Below are 19,507 nucleotides of genomic sequence, written 5' to 3'. Positions count from 1 at the left end.
AATTTTTGTTCAAATAAAGTATCTGCTTCATCTAAAACTAAATAAGAAGCTTTATTAATATTAACTTTGTTAATTACTTTTGAATATTCAAATAATTTTTCAATTGTAGTTATAATTATTGGAGGTTGTTTTTTTTTTAAACTCAAAGATATTTTATTTTTATTCATAGAACCATAAAAAATTTTAACTTGAGAATTTCTATTTTCTATTTCCTTTAACATTTGAAAAGTCTGAAAAACCAATTCATTAGTAGGAACTATTATAACCGCTTGTATATGATTTTTATTCCAATCAATTTTACTCAAAATAGGTAATAAATAAGAATGAGTCTTTCCTGTTCCAGTTTGAGAAACTCCAACCAAATTATAAGGTTTTTCAAAATTTTCAAATGTTAAAGGAAATAGAAAATAGAAATTCTCAAGTTAAAATTTTTTATGGTTCTATGAATAAAAATAAAATATCTTTGAGTTTAAAAAAAAAACAACCTCCAATAATTATAACTACAATTGAAAAATTATTTGAATATTCAAAAGTAATTAACAAAGTTAATATTAATAAAGCTTCTTATTTAGTTTTAGATGAAGCAGATACTTTATTTGAACAAAAATTTTTAAAATTATTAGATATTTTATTACAAAAATGGAATCCTAAAATTTTACTTTTTTCATCTTCTATTAGGGAAAAAGAGAAACATTTTATTAAAAAATATTTTGGTAAAGTTTTGTTTTTAGATGTTTTTAAAGAACAAAAGTTAAATATAAATTATTATGTTATAAATAGTTTACCTAATAAAAAAATAAATGATTTGATTCATTTTTTAAAACAATTAAATCCTTTTTTGTGTTTTATTTTTGTTTCAAAAAAAAAAGAACAATTCAAGATTTATGAATTTTTAAAAAATCAAAAATTTAATATTTTAAATTTTTGTTCTGATTTATCAGTTAAAAAAAGAAAAAATTATATTTTAGAAATTAAAAAAATGAAATATCAATATGTTTTAACAAGTGATTTAACAGCAAGAGGTTTAGATTTAGATATTTCTTGGATTATTCATTATGATTTGCCTAATAAGAATTTAGAATTTTTTCAACATAGAAGCGGCAGGACAGGAAGAATGGGAAAATCAGGCAATGTGGTTCTGCTTTATGAAGATAAAGAAAAGAATAATTTAGAAAAAATTAAAAAATTAAACCAAATTGTTTTTAAAAAAATTATTTTAAAAAAGACAGGTTTTATAGAGCAAAAATAATTATAAAATTTTTTTAAAATTAATAAAAAAAATTTTAAATATAAAAATAAAAAATAAATTTAAAAAGAAGAAAAAAAATGTTAAAAATTGGTAGTCATGTTCCTTTTAAAAATCCTTTGTTTTATTTAGAATCATTTAAAAAAGCTTTATCTTATGGTGCTAATACTTTTATGATTTATTCAGGTGCTCCGCAAAATACTAAAAGAATAAATATAGAAAAAATTCCAATAAATGAAACAATATTACAAATGAATAAATATAATTTTAATTTAAATGATTTAGTAGGACATGCTCCTTATATTATTAATTTAGCTAATCCTTCTTATGAAAAAAGAAATTTTGCTATTTCTTTTATTACTCAAGAACTTAAAAGATTTGAAAAATTAAATATTCCTCAAATGGTTTTACATCCTGGAAATGCTATAAATAAAAATAGAGAACAATCTATTTTTTGGATTGCTTCTGGAATTAATTCAATTTTGAAGAATACTTTAGATTTGAAAATTAAAATAGCAATAGAAAATATGTCTGGTAAAGGAACTGAAATAGGTTGTTGTTTTGAGGAATTAAAAAAAATTATTGATTTAATAGAAAATAAAAAAAGAATTTCTGTTTGTTTAGATACTTGTCATTTATTTGATTCAGGTTATGATATTAAAAATAATTTAGAAAATGTAATTGAACAATTTGATGAAATTGTTAATTTAAAATATGTTACTGTTTTACATATAAATGATTCCAAAAATATTTGTGGTAGTAAAAAAGATCGTCACGAAAATATAGGATTTGGTCATATTGGTTTTAACGCTTTAATAAAAATTATTTATCATCCTAAATTTTTGAATTTACCTAAAATTTTAGAAACTCCTTTTTTTAATAATTTACCTGTTTATAAAGAAGAAATTAGAATGATTAAGTTAAAAAAATTTAATAATTTTTTAGATAAAAATAAATTAATTTCATAATTTATTTAAAATAAATAATTATTAAAATTTATATTTTCTTACCCATATTAGTTCAATTGACAATTCTTTTTTTTTCTTTTATAATAAACACTGAGTAAAATATTTTATAGCGTTCGAATTTTTTTTAATTTAATTTAATTGTTTATAATATGTTATTTGCTTAAAAAATTCATTATTAAAAAAAATCTAAAATATAGAAAGTAGAATGGTGAAATTAAAAAAAATGTCAGTAAAAATGCGTTTACAACTTTTAGGTTGTCACAAAAGACCTTTTTATCGAGTAACTGTTATGGATTCTCATAATAAAAGGAATGGTAAATTTTTAGATATTTTAGGTACTTACGAACCTTTTAATAATAAAATTAATATAGATTGCGATAGAGCTGATAAATGGTTATTATTAGGTGCTCAACCTACTGATATTGTAAAAAATTTATTAAAAAAAGCTAAAAAGTTAAAAAATCAAAATTAATTATTTTTTTAATAATTTTATAATAATGTTTTTCAATTAGAATTTAATTATATTTTTATTTTATTTAAAGGTTTTGTTGTATGAAATTTGATATTATTACTATTTTTCCTATTTTGTTTGATAATTTTTTAAATCATTCTATTATAAAAAGAGCTATTTATAAAAAAAAAATTATTATAAAAGTTCATGATTTAAGACAATATAGTGAAAAAAAAAATAATCAAGTCGATGATATTCCTTACGGAGGAGATGTAGGAATGTTAATGACTCTTCCTCCTTTTTATAGATGTTTAAAAAAAATAAAAATTTATAATCAAAAAAGCCGTGTTATATTATTTTCTCCTCAAGGTAAAGTATTAAATCAAAAAAAGATATTTAATTTTGTTGATGAATTTTCTCATTTTATATTATTATGTGGTCATTATGAAGGAATTGATTCAAGAATTTTAAAATATGTTGATGAAGAAATTTCTATAGGAGACTATGTTTTAACTGGAGGCGAAATACCTTCTATGGTTTTTATTGATTCTTTAACTAGGGTCATTCCTGGCGTTATTAGAAAAGAATCTTATCAAAAAGATACTTTTCAAAATGGTTTGTTAAAATATCCACAATATACTAGGCCTAGTAATTATAAAAATCAAAATGTTCCTGAAATTCTTTTGTCTGGTAATCATAAAAAAATTTTAGAATGGCGTCAGAAAGAAAGTTTAAGGAATACTTTTTTAAAAAGACCTGATTTAATTTCTTCATTAAAATTAGATGATTGTATGAAAAAATTGTTGGAAGATATAAAAAAAGAAGAATTTTTAAAATAATAAAAAAAATGTTGTTTTAAAAAAATTAAAAAAACAAGGAAATTATTAAAAATGAAACTTAAAGGACAAGAATTAATTAATTCAATTAATAAAAATAGTTTGAAAGTTTTACCTGATTTTAAAGTAGGTGATTTTGTAAAAGTTTTTATCAAAATTGAAGAAGGAAATAAAAAAAGAATTCAAGCATTTGAAGGATTAATAATTAGAATTAAAGGTAGTGGAATAACTAAAACGATTACAGTAAGAAAAGTTTATTGCGGAGTAGGAGTAGAAAGAATTTTTCCTATACACTCGCCTTTATATGAAAATATAGAAATTGTTAGAAAAGGAATAGTAAGACGTTCTAAAATTTACTACGTTAGGAAATTATCTTCTAAATCTATGAAAATTAAAGCAAAAAGATAATTTTTTTATTTCTTTTTAAAACAATATTTTTTTTTATATAAATTTTAAAAAATTTAAGGAGAATTAAATGTCTTTATTTAAAGAATTAAAATTAAGAAACTTGATTAAAGATTGCAGTAATGAAAAAGAATTATCAATTTTGTTAGAAAAATGTAGTATTAATTTTTATTGTGGATTTGATCCAAATGCTGTTTCTTTAACTTTAGGACATTTAGTTCAGATTATAATTATTTCTTTATTTCAAAAAAAAGGTCACAAAGCTATTATTTTAATAGGAAGAGCTACGGCTGCAATTGGAGACCCAAAAGAAATAGGAGAAAGAAATTTAGTTTCTAAAGAAATCATTGATTTTAATTCTTTAAATATTCAAAAACAATTTAAAAAATTTTTACCTAATGGAAATCTCAAATTTGTAGATAATTTTGATTGGATTTCAAAAATTAATATTATTTCTTTTTTAAGAGAATATGGAAAAAAATTAAATTTAAATGAAATGTTATCTAAAGAAATAGTTTCTAAAAGATTAAAAAAAGGAATTTCTTATGCTGAATTTTCTTATATGATTCTTCAAGCTTTAGATTTTTATTATCTTAATAAAAACCATAATGTTCAACTCCAATTTGGAGGTTCTGATCAATGGGGTAATATTACATTTGGATTAGAATTTATTCGTAAAATGAAAAATAATTGTAATGAAGAAAATAATAATAAAGTTTTTGGAATGAGTATACCTCTTCTTTTAGATAATAAAGGTATTAAATTTGGCAAAAGTGAAAAAAACACTTTATGGTTAGATGATAAATTAACTGGTCCTTATGAAATTTATCAATATTTATTCAATACAACAGATCAAAATGTTATTAATTATTTAAAAACTTTAACATTATTAGAACTTAAATATATTTATAAATTGGAAGAAGAAACAAAGAATAATCCTCAAAAAAGATTAGCTCAAAAAGAATTATCAAAAAATGTTGTTATTTTTTTGTATGGTGAAAAAATATTTGAAGAATGTTTAAAAGTGAATAAGTTATTGTTTTCAAGAAATAAAAAAAATATAATTCAAAAAGATTTTAATTTATTAAAAAAACATTTGTTTTTTATTGAGGTTGAAGACGGCATTTCTTTAGTTGATGTTTTGGTTAAAATTAAATTATCTGATTCTAAAAATCAAGCTAAAAAAAATATTTTATCTGGTTCTATTAAAATTTTTGACAATATAGTTGATAAAATTAATTTTTCTTTATTTTCTAAAGATGCTTTATTTAATAAATATATTTTATTAACAAAGAAAAATAAATTTAATGCTTTAGTTGTTTTTAAATAAAAAAATTTAAAAAAAGAATTAAAATAATAAATATGAAAATAAATGAATTATATCGTTCTTTAATTTTAAAACATTATAAAAATCCTTTAAACAGAGGTTTATTAAAAAATAATTTAAAAAATTATTTTTTTTCTTCAGAAAAAAATTTATCTTGTGGAGATGAAATTATTATTCAAATTTTAGTTCATAATAGAAAAATTGTAGATATTAGATATGAAGTAGAAGGATGTTCTATTTTGGTAGCTTCTTCTTCTTTAATGTCTGTTATTTTAAAAAATGAATATATAGAAACTGCTTCTCAAAAAATAAATAATTTTTGTAATATGTTACAAAAAAAAAGTTTTAAAGAATCTTTGATTTGTTCTGAATTAAAATCTTTTAAAATTATTCAACATTTTCCTGGTAGAATTTTTTGCGCTATTATGCCTTGGACATTATTATTAAAAATTATTAATAAAAATTTGTAATAATTTTTATTAATAATTTTTTTTTATATTTTTAAATTTTTTTTTTGTATACTTATGTGTGTAAATTATATTTATTTATATTTATTTTTCTTTTTAATTATTATTTTTTTTTATTTTTATTTTAAAAATAATATTTATTTTAAATATTATATTATTATTGTTATTTATTGTTTTTTAAAATTTAAAAATATAATTTATCACAGAAAGAATTTTTTTGTATGATAGAAATAAGAAATTTGTATAAAACTTTTGGGCGCGAAATGATGCCTAATTATCAGTGATTTAACGCATCACAAACATAATGATAATGTGTTCCTTCATTTTCTTGGCTTTTGAAACGAAAGAATGAAAAGTTACAGCAAAGAATAAAAGCGGGTTGAGGAGAAATTCATATCCAATAAGATTACGCGAGAAGAATGACTCATATGGATAACCTTTATAAAAAAAAGGCTAAGTGCAATAAAAAAGGGTAATTATATTACTGAACAGAAATGAATTGAAACTGTTTTTTTAAGTTTTTTGTACATTTAAAAGTGATGTTCAAAATTATCAATTTTTTGCGATAAATATTTATACATTAAAAATATAAACTTAAAACTACCTATTTTTATTTTTTATTTATATTAAAAATTAGATATTTTATATTTTTAAAATACATAAAGAAAACAAAAAGGTTTGCATACCTAAATGAGTCGCGTAGATAATTAGAGTAACTTCGATCTTCCTAAACTTCTCTTAGAGAAAAACATTCTCTGAAAAAAAACACAGAATAGTCTGTGGAAGCAAGGAAAAAGCAGAATCATAGTAGTCGTGAGTAATTAAAGCTTCTTTTGGAAGAAAGAAGTGGACTGGCTCACCAAGGCAAAGGTTAACAACCTTTACAAGGCGAAAGAGGAAAAAGAAGTTTTGAGAAAAAACTTGTTTAACCGCCGAATGCTTGGAAACTTGCTTGTTCGGTGGTGTGAGGGGCTTAGATTAATATCTAGTGACTAGAAAAACAGTCTAATTCTATCTCGATAAATTTAATAATATTTCTAATTTAGTTCTTCAAAACATTAATTTAAAAATCGAAAAAGGAAAAATTTTCGGTTTAGTTGGTAATTCTGGATCAGGAAAAACAACTTTATTACATATTTTAAATGGTATTTATGGATTTGATCAAAATAAATTTACTTTTATTAAAAAAAATTTTACTCATTTGGAAAGTGCCACTATTTGGCAAAATTTTAATCTTTTAAATAATCTTAATGTTTTTGACAACATATCTCTTTCTTTAAAAATAAGAGGGCGAGAAAAGATGCCTAAGATACTAGTAAATTAACTAATTACAACAATTGTGATAATATTGTGCATCATTTTTTCGGTTTATATTACGAAAGTAATTTAGATTACAGCAGAAAATAAAAATTGTGTTTAGGTTAACTATCAAACCTTTATTAATCAGTGAGATGAAAGTGCTAATGGTGAAGAGTTGAAAAACTCCTAAGAGAAAAAGAGAAGTAATTTAAAACCTAAAAATACGATAGTTATAATTTTTTAGACCTATTACGTCAGTTTGTTTTTCTTATTATGAATTGAATTATCATTAATAAAAAAATAGGTTTCCACCTAATTAATATTTTTGTAAATAATTAAAATTAAAATTATATTTTTATTTTTTACAAATTTAATATAGGTTATCTCCCCTTAAAGTGCAAAGTAGTATTTTAGAGTAACTTCTATCTCCCTAAATCCTTTTAATTGAATTAATTATATATAAATTAATTTGGACAAGGGAAAAGCAGAACTATAGTAGTCGTAGAAAATCAAAACTTCATTTGGAATTAATGAAGTATAATGTTCTACCAAGGAAAGAGTTAATAACTCTTACAAGGCGAAAAGGGAAACAAATATTTATTTTAAAATTTTTGTCTAAAAAATTTAAATAAATAAATATTTTGTAACCGCTATGTGCTTGGAAACTTGCTTGCTTAGTGGTGTACGGGGCTTAGAAATGTTAAAAAAAATTTAAACATTTTAATTCTATCGTGATAATATGGGCGCGAAAGATGCATAAATAATAAAGAATTAACGAATCTTAATGCTATTGGTGATGGTATTAGTCATATATTCGGTTCGATAAAAAAATAAAGTTTATTGAGTTATAGCAGAATATAAAAGCTGGTTGAGGCAAATATTCTAGCCAATATGATTTAGCAAGACTAAGATTCTCATGGATAAGTTCTTAAACGAACCTAAGAGTAAAAAAAGGGTAATCTCGCGAAACTAATCAGAAAGAATATGAAATTACTGATATAGAAGGGAAAATGTAGGCTTTTATATTAGGTCTTTATAATCACCACTTTCGATTTATGAAAGATGTTTTTAATAACAACTCTTCTACCTGCCTATAAATTAACGAAATTTTATTATTCTTTTGAATTGAAAAGTTAATAAGGTTCACTCGCCTAAAAGAATCAACGTAATTATTTAGAGTAACTTCGATCTTCCTAAACTTAAATAATGTAAATTTTTTTTATTTACTTATTTGTTTATAAAAAAAGATAATTTTTTAAGCAAGGAAAAAGCAGAATCATAGTAGTCGTGAGTAATTCAAAGCTTCTTTTGGAATAAAGAAGTGGACTGACTCACCAAGGCAAAGGTTAACAACCTTTACAAGGCGAAAGAGGAAATTTTAATCTTTTTTAAATTAAAATTTTGATATTTTTTTATTAAAAAATAATTAATTTATATTGAGAATAAGATATTAAATAAAATTTTTTAAACATTTAATGTTTTATATTTTTTGATAATAAAAAAATATTTTTTCTTTTACGAAAAAAAAGAAATTTAATGTAAAAATAAATTTATTTATTTAATAAAAAGAAAGCTAAATAAAATAAAAAGATTAATTTAACCGCCGAATGCTTGGAAACTTGCTTGTTCGGTGGTGTGTGGGGCTTAGATTAATGTAGTTAAAAAATATTTATTTTACTAAAAAAAACGATCTGATTCTATCACGATAAAAAAAAATGAAATAACTAAGAGAGTTATGGAAGTTGTTAAGTTTTTTGATTTATTAGATTATATTTATTTATATCCAAAACAATTATCAGGCGGACAAAAGCAAAAAGTTGCTATTGCTAGATCTTTAGTTTATTATCCTAAAATTATTTTTTGCGATGAAGTAACTTCTTCCTTAGATAATGAAATGAGTAAAAATATTTTAAATTTATTTTATAAAATAAATAAAAATTTTAAAACAACTATTTTTTTAATTTCTCATGATGTTGAAGTTATTAAAACTTTATGTACTAAAGTAGCTATTTTAAATAAAGGTAAAATAGAAAAAATAACTTTTTTAAAACCTTCTTACGATTTTAAACCTTTCTCTTATAAAAAAGTTTTTTGAATTAAATTTTTTAAAAAAAAATTTAAAATTTATTGTTAAGGAATATAATTTTCAAGTGAATAAAAAGAAATTGATTTTAAGTATTTTTTTATCTGTTTTTTTTGTTTTTTTATTTTTTTTAATTATTTGGTTTTGTTTTCTTTCTTCAGACAATTCAAACAATAATAAAAATAAAATTCTTAAGATAGCAACTGCGTTGCCTACTGTAAAAGATTTTTTAGAAGGACCTGTTCGAGAAGAGTTGAAGAAAGAAAATATTGATTTAGAAATTTCTTTTTTGCCTCATCAATACAAACAAACCAATGAACTTTTAAATAATGATAGCGTTATTGCTAAATTAGATAGTCATTTGCCTTATACTTTCGTTTTAAATCAAAATAATAGTCAAGAAAAATCTACTGAAGAAAAATCTTCTGTTGCGCAATCTTTTTATTGGGCTAATTTAGGATTATTTAATACAAAAAATAATCCTAATAAAATAAAAACATGGGAAGATTTGCAAAAAAAGTTAGATTCTAAAGAAAAAATAAAAATTTTATTTTGTAAAGAGGTTCCTCAACAAGCTTTAGCTTTACGTTTTCTTGAAAAACTTTCTTTAATTCAAAGAAAACCTCAATTTAATGATCAAAAATTAAATTTATCTCAAAAAATAAATTTAAAAGAAGAGTATTTTATTATTTCTTCTAATATAGAATTACACAAAGCAAATTCTTTAACGGAAATTTTTAATAAATTTAAAGATGTTAGTTCAGATTATGATTTATTTATAAATTATCCTGCTGTTGTTGGTATAAACACATTAAAAAAAGATGTAAATTATATTTCAAAATTGGAATTAGATGAAAATCAAACAAATTTATATGTTTATACTATTTCTTTGATAACTAAATTTAAAAATCTTGATTCAGAATTAATAAATTCTCTTAAAAAAGTTTTAAAAAAACCAGAATTAATAAATCAATATCAAAATAAATATTCAAATTTTTTAAGTATGATTTCTTCAGATAAGAATGATTTAATAACAGAAAAAATTAATGAATATTTTGAAGTTATTGATAATAAATAATGTACATTAAAAAATAATTTTTTGTTTTCGATAGAAAGTATTTTGATTATTTTAAAACGTTTTTGGAATGTTTTGAAATATCGTCATTCTGGTAATTTTCAAAATTATTCTAATATTAAAGGAAATTATTTAATATTAGAAGGTTTTTTGGAAACTATAAAAATAAATTTTTTTGCTTGTTTTATTTCTGGTTTTTTAGGATTATTATTAGGAATTTTTTTGTATTTTCTTAGAATTTTGAATAAAAAAAAGACCTATTTTTTTATTAATAATTTAATTAATATTTTTATTTCTACTCCTTATTTAATTTTAATTATTTTATTAATTAATGGTTTTATTGGTTATTATTTTAATATTTATTATGGATTTAAAGCTGGAATAATATGTTTAATTTCAGTTTTAATTCCTATTTTTTCTCGTAATTGTGAACAAGTTTTTTTACAAATTAATCCTGAACTTTATAAAACATCTTATACTTTAGGAGCTAATAAATTTCAATTTATAATATATTTTTTATTAAGAGAATCTATTTCATATTTGATTTTAAAATTTATTTCTCTTTTTATATCTTCTTTATCTTATTCTAGTGTTTTATCTATTGTAGGATTACAAGGCCTTGGACAAATTGCTTATTATTATGGTTTTCAAGGAATGTATGATTTTTCTGAATATGGATTTAATAATTTAGATTTGATTTGGGTTTGTGTTTTAGTTTTATTTTTTTTAGTTCAAATTTTTCATTTAATTGGTAATTTTATTGCTCATAAATTTGATTTAAAAATAAATTATGTTTAATTTAATTTATTTATTTTTTTTTGTGGAGACACAAATACTACTCCGTGGACTCATTTGAGGAGACATTATGACACACCACCAAAAGATACCTAGAATAAAATTCTTCTTAAGCGCCTTAGAGAAGACAAGTAAGTCTTTAATGGAGAGCCAAAGATTTTTTTTTAGGCAGACATAAAGACTATTATAAGGACTCAGTTGAGGAGCTGTTTAAAGCACCACAAGAGACCTTAGATTTAGACTCTTCTTAAGCACCTTTGAGGAGATGAGTAAGTCTTTAATAGAGAGCCAAAGATTTTTTTTTTAGGGCAGACATAAAGACTATTATAAGGACTCAGTTGAGGAGACATATGAAGCAGCACAAGAGACTTAGACTTAGACTCTTCTTAAGCGCCTTTGAGGAGATGAGTAAGTCTTTAATAGAGAGCCAAAGATTTTTTTTTGGGAGAAAAGAAAATAGTATCATTATTAATGAGTAATATAAATTATTTTGATTATCGAAATTAGTTAATAATAAAATTATTATTATTTAAAATTATGAATTAAAATAAATGATATAATCTAATTAATGATTAAAAAAATAAAGGAATTAATATAATGGAATTTAAATCTAAAATAAAACCTTTTGTAAAATGGGCTGGCGGAAAAAAGCAATTATTACCTTTTTTAAATATTTTTATGAATATTAAGTACGAAACATATTTTGAACCTTTTTTAGGGGGAGGAAGTGTTTTTTTAAATTTATTGCCAAAAAAAGCTGTTTTGTCAGATATTAATGAAGAATTAATAAACGCTTGGAAAACTTTACAAAAAGAATCTGATGCCGTTATTTCTTTATTAAAACAATATATAAAGGAATTAAATTTATTAGGAGAAGTATTTTATTATCAAGTTCGTAATCAAGATATTCATTCTTTGGATAATATTCAACAAACAGCACGTTTTATTTTTCTTAATAAAACTTGTTTTAATGGACTTTATCGTGTAAATTCTAAAAATAAATTTAACACCCCTTTTAACGGAAAAACAAACATTTCTTTAGATAACTTAATTAATAAAACGAATTTAAAAAACATTATTTTATTTTTAAAAAATAATCAAATTAAAATTTTGAAACAAGATTATAAAAAAATTTTTTCTCAAACTAAAAAAAATGATTTAATTTTTTGCGATCCACCTTATGATTCAGATACTAAAACTTTTAACGGTTATAATTCTAAAGTTTTTGATAAATTAGACCAAGAAGAATTATCTCAATATTTAAAAGAAGCTCATTTAAGAGGAGTTAAATGGATTTTGACTAATCATGATACTTCATTAATTAATTATTTATATAAATCTTTTTATTTTTTAAAACTTCCTGTTGATAGATTTATTAATTCTAATTGTCATAATCGTAAAAATAATACTTATGAAACTATTATTACTAATTATGAATTAAGTGATTATCAAAAAAAAAAGATAGATAATTTATTATTTTTTAAAGAATTAAAAAACACTTCTTATGTTTTGAAAAATTATGTTTCATGGGATAAAGCTACTAATTTTATAAATGATAATCGCGAAATAATTCAAACTTTCAATAATCTTAGTTCTTCGACAGAAAAAGAATTTTTTGATAAATTAGAATTTTATTATAAAAGAAACACATCTATTTTTAAATTTTTGCCAATATTAATAGCTAACAAAAATTTTTTTCAAGAAAAAAAGTTTATTTATTTAAATAATCAAAATAAAGAAATTGTTTTTGATTATAAAAATAAAAATATTGTTTTTGAATTTATAAAAGAATCTAATATTTTATCTAAATTTTTTTTAGACTCTTTAAACAATCAAAATATTGAAAGTTATTTATTAGGTATTTTAATTGGTTTAGAAACAAATTCTAGAAAAAACAAATCTGGATTATTTTTAACTAAATTAATTGAAGATATTTTAAAAAATAATAAGATTAAATTTAAAAAAGAAATTAATTTAAAAAATATTTTAAAAGAAGCAGAATTAATTGAAAATAAAAGAATAGATTTTGTTTTTAATCAAAATAAAATTACTTATCTTTTGGAATGTAGTTTTTTTAATGTTTCAGGTTCTAAAATTAATAGTGAATTAAATCGAATGTTGGAATTTGATAGAATTATTAATAAATTTAAAAAATATAAATTAATTTATGTTATGGATGGACCAGGACTGAAAAAAACAAATATTTTAGTTAATCGAATATTAAATGAAACTAATAATTTTTTCAATATTCATCGTTTTCAAAATTTTTTAAAAAAATAATAAAAAATTATTAAGATAAAAAATTTAAACCAATTTATTTATTTATATCTGAGTATTTCCTAAATAAATTTATTAAAAATATTTATTTGTTATGAGATTATTCAAATAATATGACAATATTTTTTTTATTAATGATTTTTCTAAAAAAAATAAAAAAATAATTTTATTTCAATATATTATAAAAAAATTAAAATATAAACAAAATATTTTATAAATTTTTTTAATGATTATTTTATTAATAAAATAAATTTTAGACAAAATTCTTTTTAATTAAATTAAATTAATTATAAATAAAAAATAAAAGCTTTTTTATTAAAATTTTTTTATTTTTGTTATATTTTTTAAAAAAATAATATAGAACGATATTGATATTTGTTTTTTTAATAGGTTTATAAAATTCAACCCAATTATTTTTATTATCTAAAACAATAAAAGATTTATCAGTAATTATTTGCGTTTGAACTACTAAAATTAATTTACAATTATTTATTATTATGATAAAATACAATAAATTTTAATAAAAAAATATAAAGAGTTGTTGTCTCATATATGGAAGAAAAATTGTTTTTTAAAATAAAACCAAGTCAAAAAAAATTAGCTATTAGTATTATAAAAAAAATGAATTATAAAAATAGATGTCTGGCAGTTGCGCCAACAGGTTCTGGAAAAACAGTCATATTTTCTAAAATTTTATCATTTTTGTTTAAAAACAATAAAATAAAAAAAGCATGTGTTTTGTGTCATAGAGATGAAATTAATTTTCAAAATAAAAAATGTTTTGAAAAAATTAATCCTAATATTACTACAGTTTTATTTGATAGTAATCATAAAAATTGGGATGCACAAGTAATTTTTGCTATGTGTAAAACTCTTGGAACAGATCAAAATTTATTACAATTAGATTCTATTGATATGATGATTATTGATGAAGCTCATCATTCAACATCTTTTGTTTATAAAAAAATAATCGATCATTTTAAATCAAAAAATAATAATTTTAAATTTTTTGGTTTTACTGCTACTCCAGAAAGAGAAGATGGTGAAGATTTATTAAATATATTTGGTGAAATTGTTGGTGAAATTACATTTTCAGAAGCAATTGAAGAAGGACTTTTAGTTGATCTTTTTAAAAAAACGATTGTTATAGAAGATAAAAACATTAAAGATGAAATGTCCATATTGCAACGTAATGGTAAAGAATATGATATGGACAAAACATCATTATATGTTAATAATGTTCCTGTAAATGAAGAAGTTATTAAAAATTGGAAAAAATATTCAATAGATAGAAAAACTATTATTTTTTGTACTAATTTAAAACATGTTTATGATTTAACAAAAAAATTTAAAGAAAACGACATAAAAGCTGAAGCTATTACTGCAGAAACTAATAATTCTGTAAGAAAAGATATTATAAATGATTTTAGAGCAGGAAAAATAAAAGTAATTATTAATTGTCAAATATTTTCCGAAGGTTTTGATGAGCCATCTATTTCTTGTGTTATTATTTTGCGTCCTGTAATGTATAAAACTGTTTTCTATCAGATGATAGGCCGCGGTTTACGAAATGACCATAATCATAAAAAAGATTTGTTAATTATATGTTGGGGCAATGAAAAAGATATATATAAACATATTGATTACGTCCTAATAGATAAAAAAAGCAAAAAAAGATATTTAAAAGAAAAAAATCATGATAACAAAAAAAAAAATTATTCTTGTTTACACAAAGAAAGAAAAAGATCAGAATTGACTCATTCTGCTGAATGTATAATAAAAGAAATCGATATCATCGAAAGAAGAATGAAAAATAAATTAAAAAAATCTAATTTTTATTGGTATTTAGTTTTGAAATCAGAAAATATAAAATGTTTTGCGAGTCAAATTAGTTATAATAATGATATTTCATTTTGGTGTTTAATTTTTTACTTAATAAAAAAAAAAGAATATTGTGTTATTAATGGTAAAAATTATAAAAATTTTAAAGTTTTAAAAAGAGATAAAAATATAATAAATTGTTTAAAAGAAGCAGATAAATGGTTAAAAGGAACATATAATTGGTTAAAAAATTTGAAAAAAAAACCATTACAAAATAAAATAAAAAATAAACATTTTCCTTCTGTTTTTTTGTCTGATTTACTTTTCTATTTAGAAAAAAACATTAAATAATAATTATTAATTTATTTAAAACTTTTTTAATTTTTATATTTTAAACATAAAATATAAAATATAAAAAAATATTAAACAAGTTTAAAAATAAAATAAGATTTAATCAAAAAATTTTTTTACTTATTATTTAAATAAAATATTCTTTATTAAAAAAAATTATTTATTTGAAAATTATTTTTAAAAAAAATTTAATCAACTTGATTATTTTTTTAAAGAAATTAAATTATTTATTCTCTTTTGAATATTTATTAAATTTTATTAAATTATATAAAAATAAAAATATTTTTGTAAACATTATTAATGTTGAAAAAAATTGAAAAAATTTGTATTCTATCTATATTTTAACAAAAATAACATAATTCATTTTTAAACAAATAATAAAATTTATATTTCTTAAAAATTATTTATTTTTTAACGATTTATTAAATAATAATTTTTTTTAAAAAAAATTCAATTATGATGAAAAATTTTATTATCTAATAAAATATTACAAATAACTAAAAAAATTAAAAAAATAATATAGGACGATATTCATATTTATTTTTTTCAATAGGTTTATAATAAGCAACCCAATTATTGTTATTATCTAAAACAATAAAAGATTTATTAGTAATTATTTGTCTTTGATCTAAAAAAATTCCATTTTTAACTAATTTAATTAAATAGTCATTTAAAAAAATTTTTTTATAGTTAGAAAATAAATTTTTAATATTTATTAAATCATTTTCAGTTATTTTGTTAATTGTTTTGCTATTTTTTATAGAATATTTTCCAATTTTTAATCTTACTAAATTTTTTAAAGCACCGTAAGTATTTATTTTTTCCCCAATGTCTCTTGCTAAGCTTCTTATGTATGTTCCTTTAGAAACTTTTGTTATAAAATTTATTTTATTGTTTTCTAAATTTGAATTTATTTTTAAATAATGAATTTTTACTTTTCTTGGAGGTATATTTATATTAATATTTTTTCTTGCTAAATCATACATTTTTAATCCATTTAATTTAATTGCAGAGTACATTGGAGGAATTTGTAAATATTCTTTTTCATTAAAAAAATCAAAACTTTTTTTAACTTTTTCATAGTTTAAGATATTATTTCTTTTTTCTTTTATCAATTTACCTGTTATATCTAAAGTATCATAATTTTTATTAAAAATTATTTCTCCTTCATATTTTTTATCTAATTTCTCAAATAAAAAAGCAACTTTAGTAGCTTTATTTACTAAAATTATAAGAAGTCCTTCTGCAAAAGGATCTAAAGTTCCTGTATGTCCAACTTTTTTTAAGTTAAATTTTTTTTTTATTTTCCATACTACATCGTGAGATGTAATACCTTTAGGTTTATTTATTAAAAAAATACCTTCTAACATTTTAATAAGTTTTAATTTCTTTCTTCTTTATATTAAAATTATTTTTTATTTGTAATTTTTTAAAAATAAAATTATTTCTTCATAATTTTGAAATCCTATTTTTCTTGCTATTTCTTTGCCGTTTTTAAATAAAACCAAAGTAGGAAAACTTGTAATATTTTGTTTTTCAGTTAAAGTAGGGTATTTATCTATATCAATTTTTATTAATTCAATATTTTCTGATTTTACTACTTTATCTAAAATAGGAGATAATTTTTTACATGGATTACACCAAGTAGCGTAAAAATCAACTAAAATTAATTTTTTGTTATTAATAATTTTTTGAATATCTGTAAAATCTATTTCTTTATTATTATTTATCATATGTTTTTCCTGTAATTTAAAAATTTATTTATTTTTTAAAATTTTATTTTTTAAAATATTATTTTTGAAAAAAAAATTAATTAAAAATAATTTGCTTACTAAGCAAATACAAATGTAATATAATATATTATATAATACTCCAAATATTATATAAATATAAAAATTGTTATAAATAAAAGAAAAAATATTATTTATTAATTAATTATATGATTTATATTTTAAAAATTTAAAAATAAAATATAAAATTTATTATTTTTTTATTTTTTGAACTACTAATAGTAGTTAATAAAAAAAAAGAAAGTATATCAAAATAAAAATATGTTCAAAATAGAAAATATTAATAAGAAATATATTAATAAAAAAAAATTTGTTATTAATGCGTTAAATAATTTATCATTAAAATTACCTTCAAAAGGTATTATTTTTATTTTAGGAAAATCAGGTTCAGGGAAAACTACTTTATTAAATCTTTTATCTGGTTTAGATATAGTAGATTCTGGTAATATTTTTGTTTACAATAACTTAATAACAAAATTTAATAATAATAAATTAGATAATTATAGAAACGGAATGATTAGTTTAATATTTCAAGAATCTAATTTATTGGAAGAAATAAATGTTTTAGATAAGGGCGCGAAATGATGCCTAATTATTAGTGATTTCACGCATCACGAACATAATGATAATGTGTTCCTTCATATTCTTGGCTTTTGAAACGAAAGAATCAAAAGTTACAGCAAAGAATAAAAGCGGGTTGAGGAGAAATTCATATCCAATAAGATTACGCCAGAAGAATGACTCACATGGATAACCTTTATCGAAAAGGCTAAATGCAATAAACGGGGTAATGATGCTACTGAACAGTAATGAATTGTGACTGTTTGTTAAAGTTATTTGAAAATTATATTATTGGATTTTCAAAATTATCAATTTATTTTATTAAATAAAACAATAAAATATCAAATGGTTATTATTAACTTAACTTTAAACCTACCTTTATATAAAAAAAATAACTTATTCTTTCATGTTATATAGATGGAAGAATAAATTATAAAAAAGGTCTGCATACCTAAATGAGTCGCGTAGATAATTAGAGTAACTTCGATCTTCCTAAATTTCTCTTAGAGAAAAACATTCTCTGAAAAAAAACACAGAATAGTCTGTGGAAACAAGGAAAAAGCAGAATCATAGTAGTCGTGAGTAATACAAAGCTTCTTTTGGAAGAAAGAAGTGGACTGACTCACCAAGGCAAAGGGTAATAACCTTTACAAGGCGAAAGAGGAAAAAGAAGTTTTGAGAAAAAACTTGTTTAACCGCCGAATGCTTGGAAACTTGCTTGTTCGGTGGTGTGAGGGGCTTAGATTAATATCTAGTAAATAGAAAAACGGTCTAATTCTATCTCGATCCATCATTCGCTCCAAAAAAATATTAATTTTGTTTGACATTTTTTAATTATTTAAGTATACTAATTTTACATATTTATTAAAATTTTAATAATTTATATTGTTTTTTTATTTAATTTTTTTTATTATCTTTAGGGAAAATTTTTATTTTTTATTAAATTTAATTTATACTTATATTTAAATTTATTTTATTTATAAATTAAATTTAATAAAAATTTTTAAAATAAAGAATTTATTTTATTTTATTAATAAAAAAAATAAGTAAATTTTAATAAACTATCAAATGTTAAGGTATATTATTTCATATGAACAAAAAAGAATCAAAAATAATTTCATTAAAACAAAAAAGCAAAGAAAATAAAGAAAATAAAAAACAAAAAATAAATAATAATGATAAAAATAATAAAACTTTATCAATAAATGAAAAAAAAATAATCCGTAGATGGTTTTTAGTTGATGCAGAAAATAAAATTTTAGGCAGACTTTCAACTAAAGTAGCTTCTGTTTTGAAAGGTAAAAGTAAAACTGATTTTACTCATAATATCGATAATGGAGATTATGTAACAATTATAAATGCTAGTAAAATTGTTTTAACAGGTAAAAAATGGAAACAAAAAAAATATTATAGACATTCAGGTTTTCCAGGAGGACTTAAAAAAATAACAGCATTTGAATTAAAAAATAAATTCCCAAACAAAATAGTAGAAAGATCTATTTTTGGAATGTTACCTAAAACTAAATTAGGAGAAAAAATGCGTAAAAAATTATTTATTTACTCTGAAAAAAATCATAAACATGAATCTCAAAAGCCTATAATTATAGAGGTATAAAGAAATGAAAATGGAAATCAATAAAAATCAATTTTTAGGCACAGGAAGAAGAAAAAGTTCAATAGCAAGGGTTATTTTAAAATTAGGTTCTGGAAATATTACTATAAATAAAAGAAAATTTCAAGATTATATACCTTCGG

General features: G+C 20.2%; 20 protein-coding genes. 17 read left to right on the top strand and 3 right to left on the bottom strand.

Annotated elements, in window-relative coordinates:
- Positions 1 to 362, bottom strand: a 362-nt coding sequence (locus FEF22_RS01070; RefSeq protein WP_138108018.1) for a DEAD/DEAH box helicase, incomplete at its 3' end; no start/stop codon positions are given.
- 26 nt (positions 363 to 388) lie between these two features.
- On the opposite strand from FEF22_RS01070, the gene FEF22_RS01065 reads away from it, so the two are divergent.
- The 14 genes from FEF22_RS01065 (at position 389) to FEF22_RS01000 (ending at position 15,401) form a co-directional block, all read left to right on the top strand.
- The gene (locus tag FEF22_RS01065) at positions 389 to 1,249 is read left to right on the top strand and encodes a helicase-related protein (protein WP_246833698.1); all 861 of its coding nucleotides are present in this window, start codon (positions 389 to 391) and stop codon (positions 1,247 to 1,249) included.
- Positions 1,250 to 1,326: 77 nt separating this feature from the next.
- The gene (locus FEF22_RS01060; RefSeq protein ID WP_138108017.1) at positions 1,327 to 2,214 is read left to right on the top strand and encodes a deoxyribonuclease IV; all 888 of its coding nucleotides are present in this window, start codon (positions 1,327 to 1,329) and stop codon (positions 2,212 to 2,214) included.
- Between the two features lie 223 nt (positions 2,215 to 2,437).
- Positions 2,438 to 2,686: a 30S ribosomal protein S16 gene (rpsP, locus tag FEF22_RS01055; protein ID WP_138108016.1), complete on the top strand. Its 249-nt coding sequence runs from the start codon at positions 2,438 to 2,440 to the stop codon at positions 2,684 to 2,686.
- 80 nt (positions 2,687 to 2,766) lie between these two features.
- A complete protein-coding gene (gene trmD / locus FEF22_RS01050) occupies positions 2,767 to 3,504 on the top strand; it encodes a tRNA (guanosine(37)-N1)-methyltransferase TrmD (protein ID WP_138108015.1) in 738 nt (245 codons plus the stop codon).
- A 51-nt stretch (positions 3,505 to 3,555) separates the two neighbouring features.
- Positions 3,556 to 3,909: a 50S ribosomal protein L19 gene (gene rplS, locus FEF22_RS01045; protein ID WP_138108014.1), complete on the top strand. Its 354-nt coding sequence runs from the start codon at positions 3,556 to 3,558 to the stop codon at positions 3,907 to 3,909.
- A 67-nt stretch (positions 3,910 to 3,976) separates the two neighbouring features.
- Positions 3,977 to 5,236, top strand: a complete 1,260-nt coding sequence (gene tyrS, locus FEF22_RS01040; RefSeq protein ID WP_138108013.1) for a tyrosine--tRNA ligase — start codon at positions 3,977 to 3,979, stop codon at positions 5,234 to 5,236.
- Between the two features lie 32 nt (positions 5,237 to 5,268).
- The gene (gene sufU, locus FEF22_RS01035) at positions 5,269 to 5,703 is read left to right on the top strand and encodes a Fe-S cluster assembly sulfur transfer protein SufU (protein WP_138108012.1); all 435 of its coding nucleotides are present in this window, start codon (positions 5,269 to 5,271) and stop codon (positions 5,701 to 5,703) included.
- Between the two features lie 843 nt (positions 5,704 to 6,546).
- Positions 6,547 to 6,696 carry a hypothetical protein gene (locus FEF22_RS01030; RefSeq protein ID WP_210352270.1) on the top strand — a complete coding sequence of 50 codons (150 nt, stop codon included), beginning with the start codon at positions 6,547 to 6,549 and terminating at the stop codon, positions 6,694 to 6,696.
- 37 nt (positions 6,697 to 6,733) lie between these two features.
- Positions 6,734 to 7,024 carry an ATP-binding cassette domain-containing protein gene (locus tag FEF22_RS01025; RefSeq protein WP_138108020.1) on the top strand — a complete coding sequence of 97 codons (291 nt, stop codon included), beginning with the start codon at positions 6,734 to 6,736 and terminating at the stop codon, positions 7,022 to 7,024.
- A gap of 1,674 nt (positions 7,025 to 8,698) precedes the next feature.
- On the top strand, positions 8,699 to 9,094 hold the full coding sequence (locus FEF22_RS01020) for an ATP-binding cassette domain-containing protein (protein WP_308699401.1): 396 nt from the start codon (positions 8,699 to 8,701) through the stop codon (positions 9,092 to 9,094).
- 55 nt (positions 9,095 to 9,149) lie between these two features.
- Positions 9,150 to 10,160, top strand: a complete 1,011-nt coding sequence (locus tag FEF22_RS01015; protein ID WP_138108010.1) for a hypothetical protein — start codon at positions 9,150 to 9,152, stop codon at positions 10,158 to 10,160.
- Between the two features lie 21 nt (positions 10,161 to 10,181).
- Positions 10,182 to 10,955: an ABC transporter permease subunit gene (locus tag FEF22_RS01010; RefSeq protein WP_246833697.1), complete on the top strand. Its 774-nt coding sequence runs from the start codon at positions 10,182 to 10,184 to the stop codon at positions 10,953 to 10,955.
- Between the two features lie 594 nt (positions 10,956 to 11,549).
- A complete protein-coding gene (locus FEF22_RS01005; protein WP_138108009.1) occupies positions 11,550 to 13,232 on the top strand; it encodes a DpnII family type II restriction endonuclease in 1,683 nt (560 codons plus the stop codon).
- A 549-nt stretch (positions 13,233 to 13,781) separates the two neighbouring features.
- Positions 13,782 to 15,401 carry a DEAD/DEAH box helicase gene (locus tag FEF22_RS01000; protein WP_138108008.1) on the top strand — a complete coding sequence of 540 codons (1,620 nt, stop codon included), beginning with the start codon at positions 13,782 to 13,784 and terminating at the stop codon, positions 15,399 to 15,401.
- A gap of 506 nt (positions 15,402 to 15,907) precedes the next feature.
- Here FEF22_RS01000 and truB read toward each other — a convergent pair.
- Positions 15,908 to 16,771: a tRNA pseudouridine(55) synthase TruB gene (truB, locus tag FEF22_RS00995; RefSeq protein ID WP_138108007.1), complete on the bottom strand. Its 864-nt coding sequence runs from the start codon at positions 16,769 to 16,771 to the stop codon at positions 15,908 to 15,910.
- Between the two features lie 45 nt (positions 16,772 to 16,816).
- A complete protein-coding gene (trxA, locus tag FEF22_RS00990) occupies positions 16,817 to 17,134 on the bottom strand; it encodes a thioredoxin (protein WP_138108006.1) in 318 nt (105 codons plus the stop codon).
- A gap of 318 nt (positions 17,135 to 17,452) precedes the next feature.
- Here trxA and FEF22_RS00985 point away from each other — a divergent pair, with 318 nt between their 5' ends.
- The 3 genes from FEF22_RS00985 to rpsI form a co-directional block, all read left to right on the top strand.
- Positions 17,453 to 17,776, top strand: coding sequence for an ATP-binding cassette domain-containing protein (locus FEF22_RS00985; RefSeq protein ID WP_138108005.1), 324 nt, complete (start codon positions 17,453 to 17,455; stop codon positions 17,774 to 17,776).
- Positions 17,777 to 18,842: 1,066 nt separating this feature from the next.
- Entirely contained in the window at positions 18,843 to 19,367 is a 525-nt protein-coding gene (gene rplM, locus FEF22_RS00980; protein WP_138107957.1) for a 50S ribosomal protein L13, read from the top strand.
- 10 nt (positions 19,368 to 19,377) lie between these two features.
- On the top strand, positions 19,378 to 19,507 hold a 130-nt coding region (gene rpsI, locus FEF22_RS02240), incomplete at its 3' end, for a 30S ribosomal protein S9 (RefSeq protein ID WP_282595954.1).

Origin of the sequence: Texas Phoenix palm phytoplasma (assembly GCF_005774685.2) — a bacterium.
GTDB lineage: Bacteria > Bacillota_I > Bacilli_A > Acholeplasmatales > Acholeplasmataceae > Phytoplasma.
This window is presented reverse-complemented; position numbering and strand designations above follow the sequence as displayed.

What these genes read in the sequence shown, in the direction of transcription:
- FEF22_RS01060 (WP_138108017.1), top strand. Translation starts at nt 1,327, where the DNA reads ATGTTAAAAATTGGTAGTCATGTTCCTTTTAAAAATCCTTTGTTTTAT.
- rplS (WP_138108014.1), top strand. Translation starts at nt 3,556, where the DNA reads ATGAAACTTAAAGGACAAGAATTAATTAATTCAATTAATAAAAATAGT.
- FEF22_RS01065 (WP_246833698.1), top strand. Translation starts at nt 389, where the DNA reads ATGTTAAAGGAAATAGAAAATAGAAATTCTCAAGTTAAAATTTTTTAT.
- FEF22_RS01005 (WP_138108009.1), top strand. Translation starts at nt 11,550, where the DNA reads ATGGAATTTAAATCTAAAATAAAACCTTTTGTAAAATGGGCTGGCGGA.
- trxA (WP_138108006.1), bottom strand. Translation starts at nt 17,134, where the DNA reads ATGATAAATAATAATAAAGAAATAGATTTTACAGATATTCAAAAAATT.
- truB (WP_138108007.1), bottom strand. Translation starts at nt 16,771, where the DNA reads ATGTTAGAAGGTATTTTTTTAATAAATAAACCTAAAGGTATTACATCT.
- rpsP (WP_138108016.1), top strand. Translation starts at nt 2,438, where the DNA reads ATGTCAGTAAAAATGCGTTTACAACTTTTAGGTTGTCACAAAAGACCT.
- rplM (WP_138107957.1), top strand. Translation starts at nt 18,843, where the DNA reads ATGAACAAAAAAGAATCAAAAATAATTTCATTAAAACAAAAAAGCAAA.
- trmD (WP_138108015.1), top strand. Translation starts at nt 2,767, where the DNA reads ATGAAATTTGATATTATTACTATTTTTCCTATTTTGTTTGATAATTTT.
- sufU (WP_138108012.1), top strand. Translation starts at nt 5,269, where the DNA reads ATGAAAATAAATGAATTATATCGTTCTTTAATTTTAAAACATTATAAA.
- FEF22_RS01000 (WP_138108008.1), top strand. Translation starts at nt 13,782, where the DNA reads ATGGAAGAAAAATTGTTTTTTAAAATAAAACCAAGTCAAAAAAAATTA.
- tyrS (WP_138108013.1), top strand. Translation starts at nt 3,977, where the DNA reads ATGTCTTTATTTAAAGAATTAAAATTAAGAAACTTGATTAAAGATTGC.
- FEF22_RS00985 (WP_138108005.1), top strand. Translation starts at nt 17,453, where the DNA reads ATGTTCAAAATAGAAAATATTAATAAGAAATATATTAATAAAAAAAAA.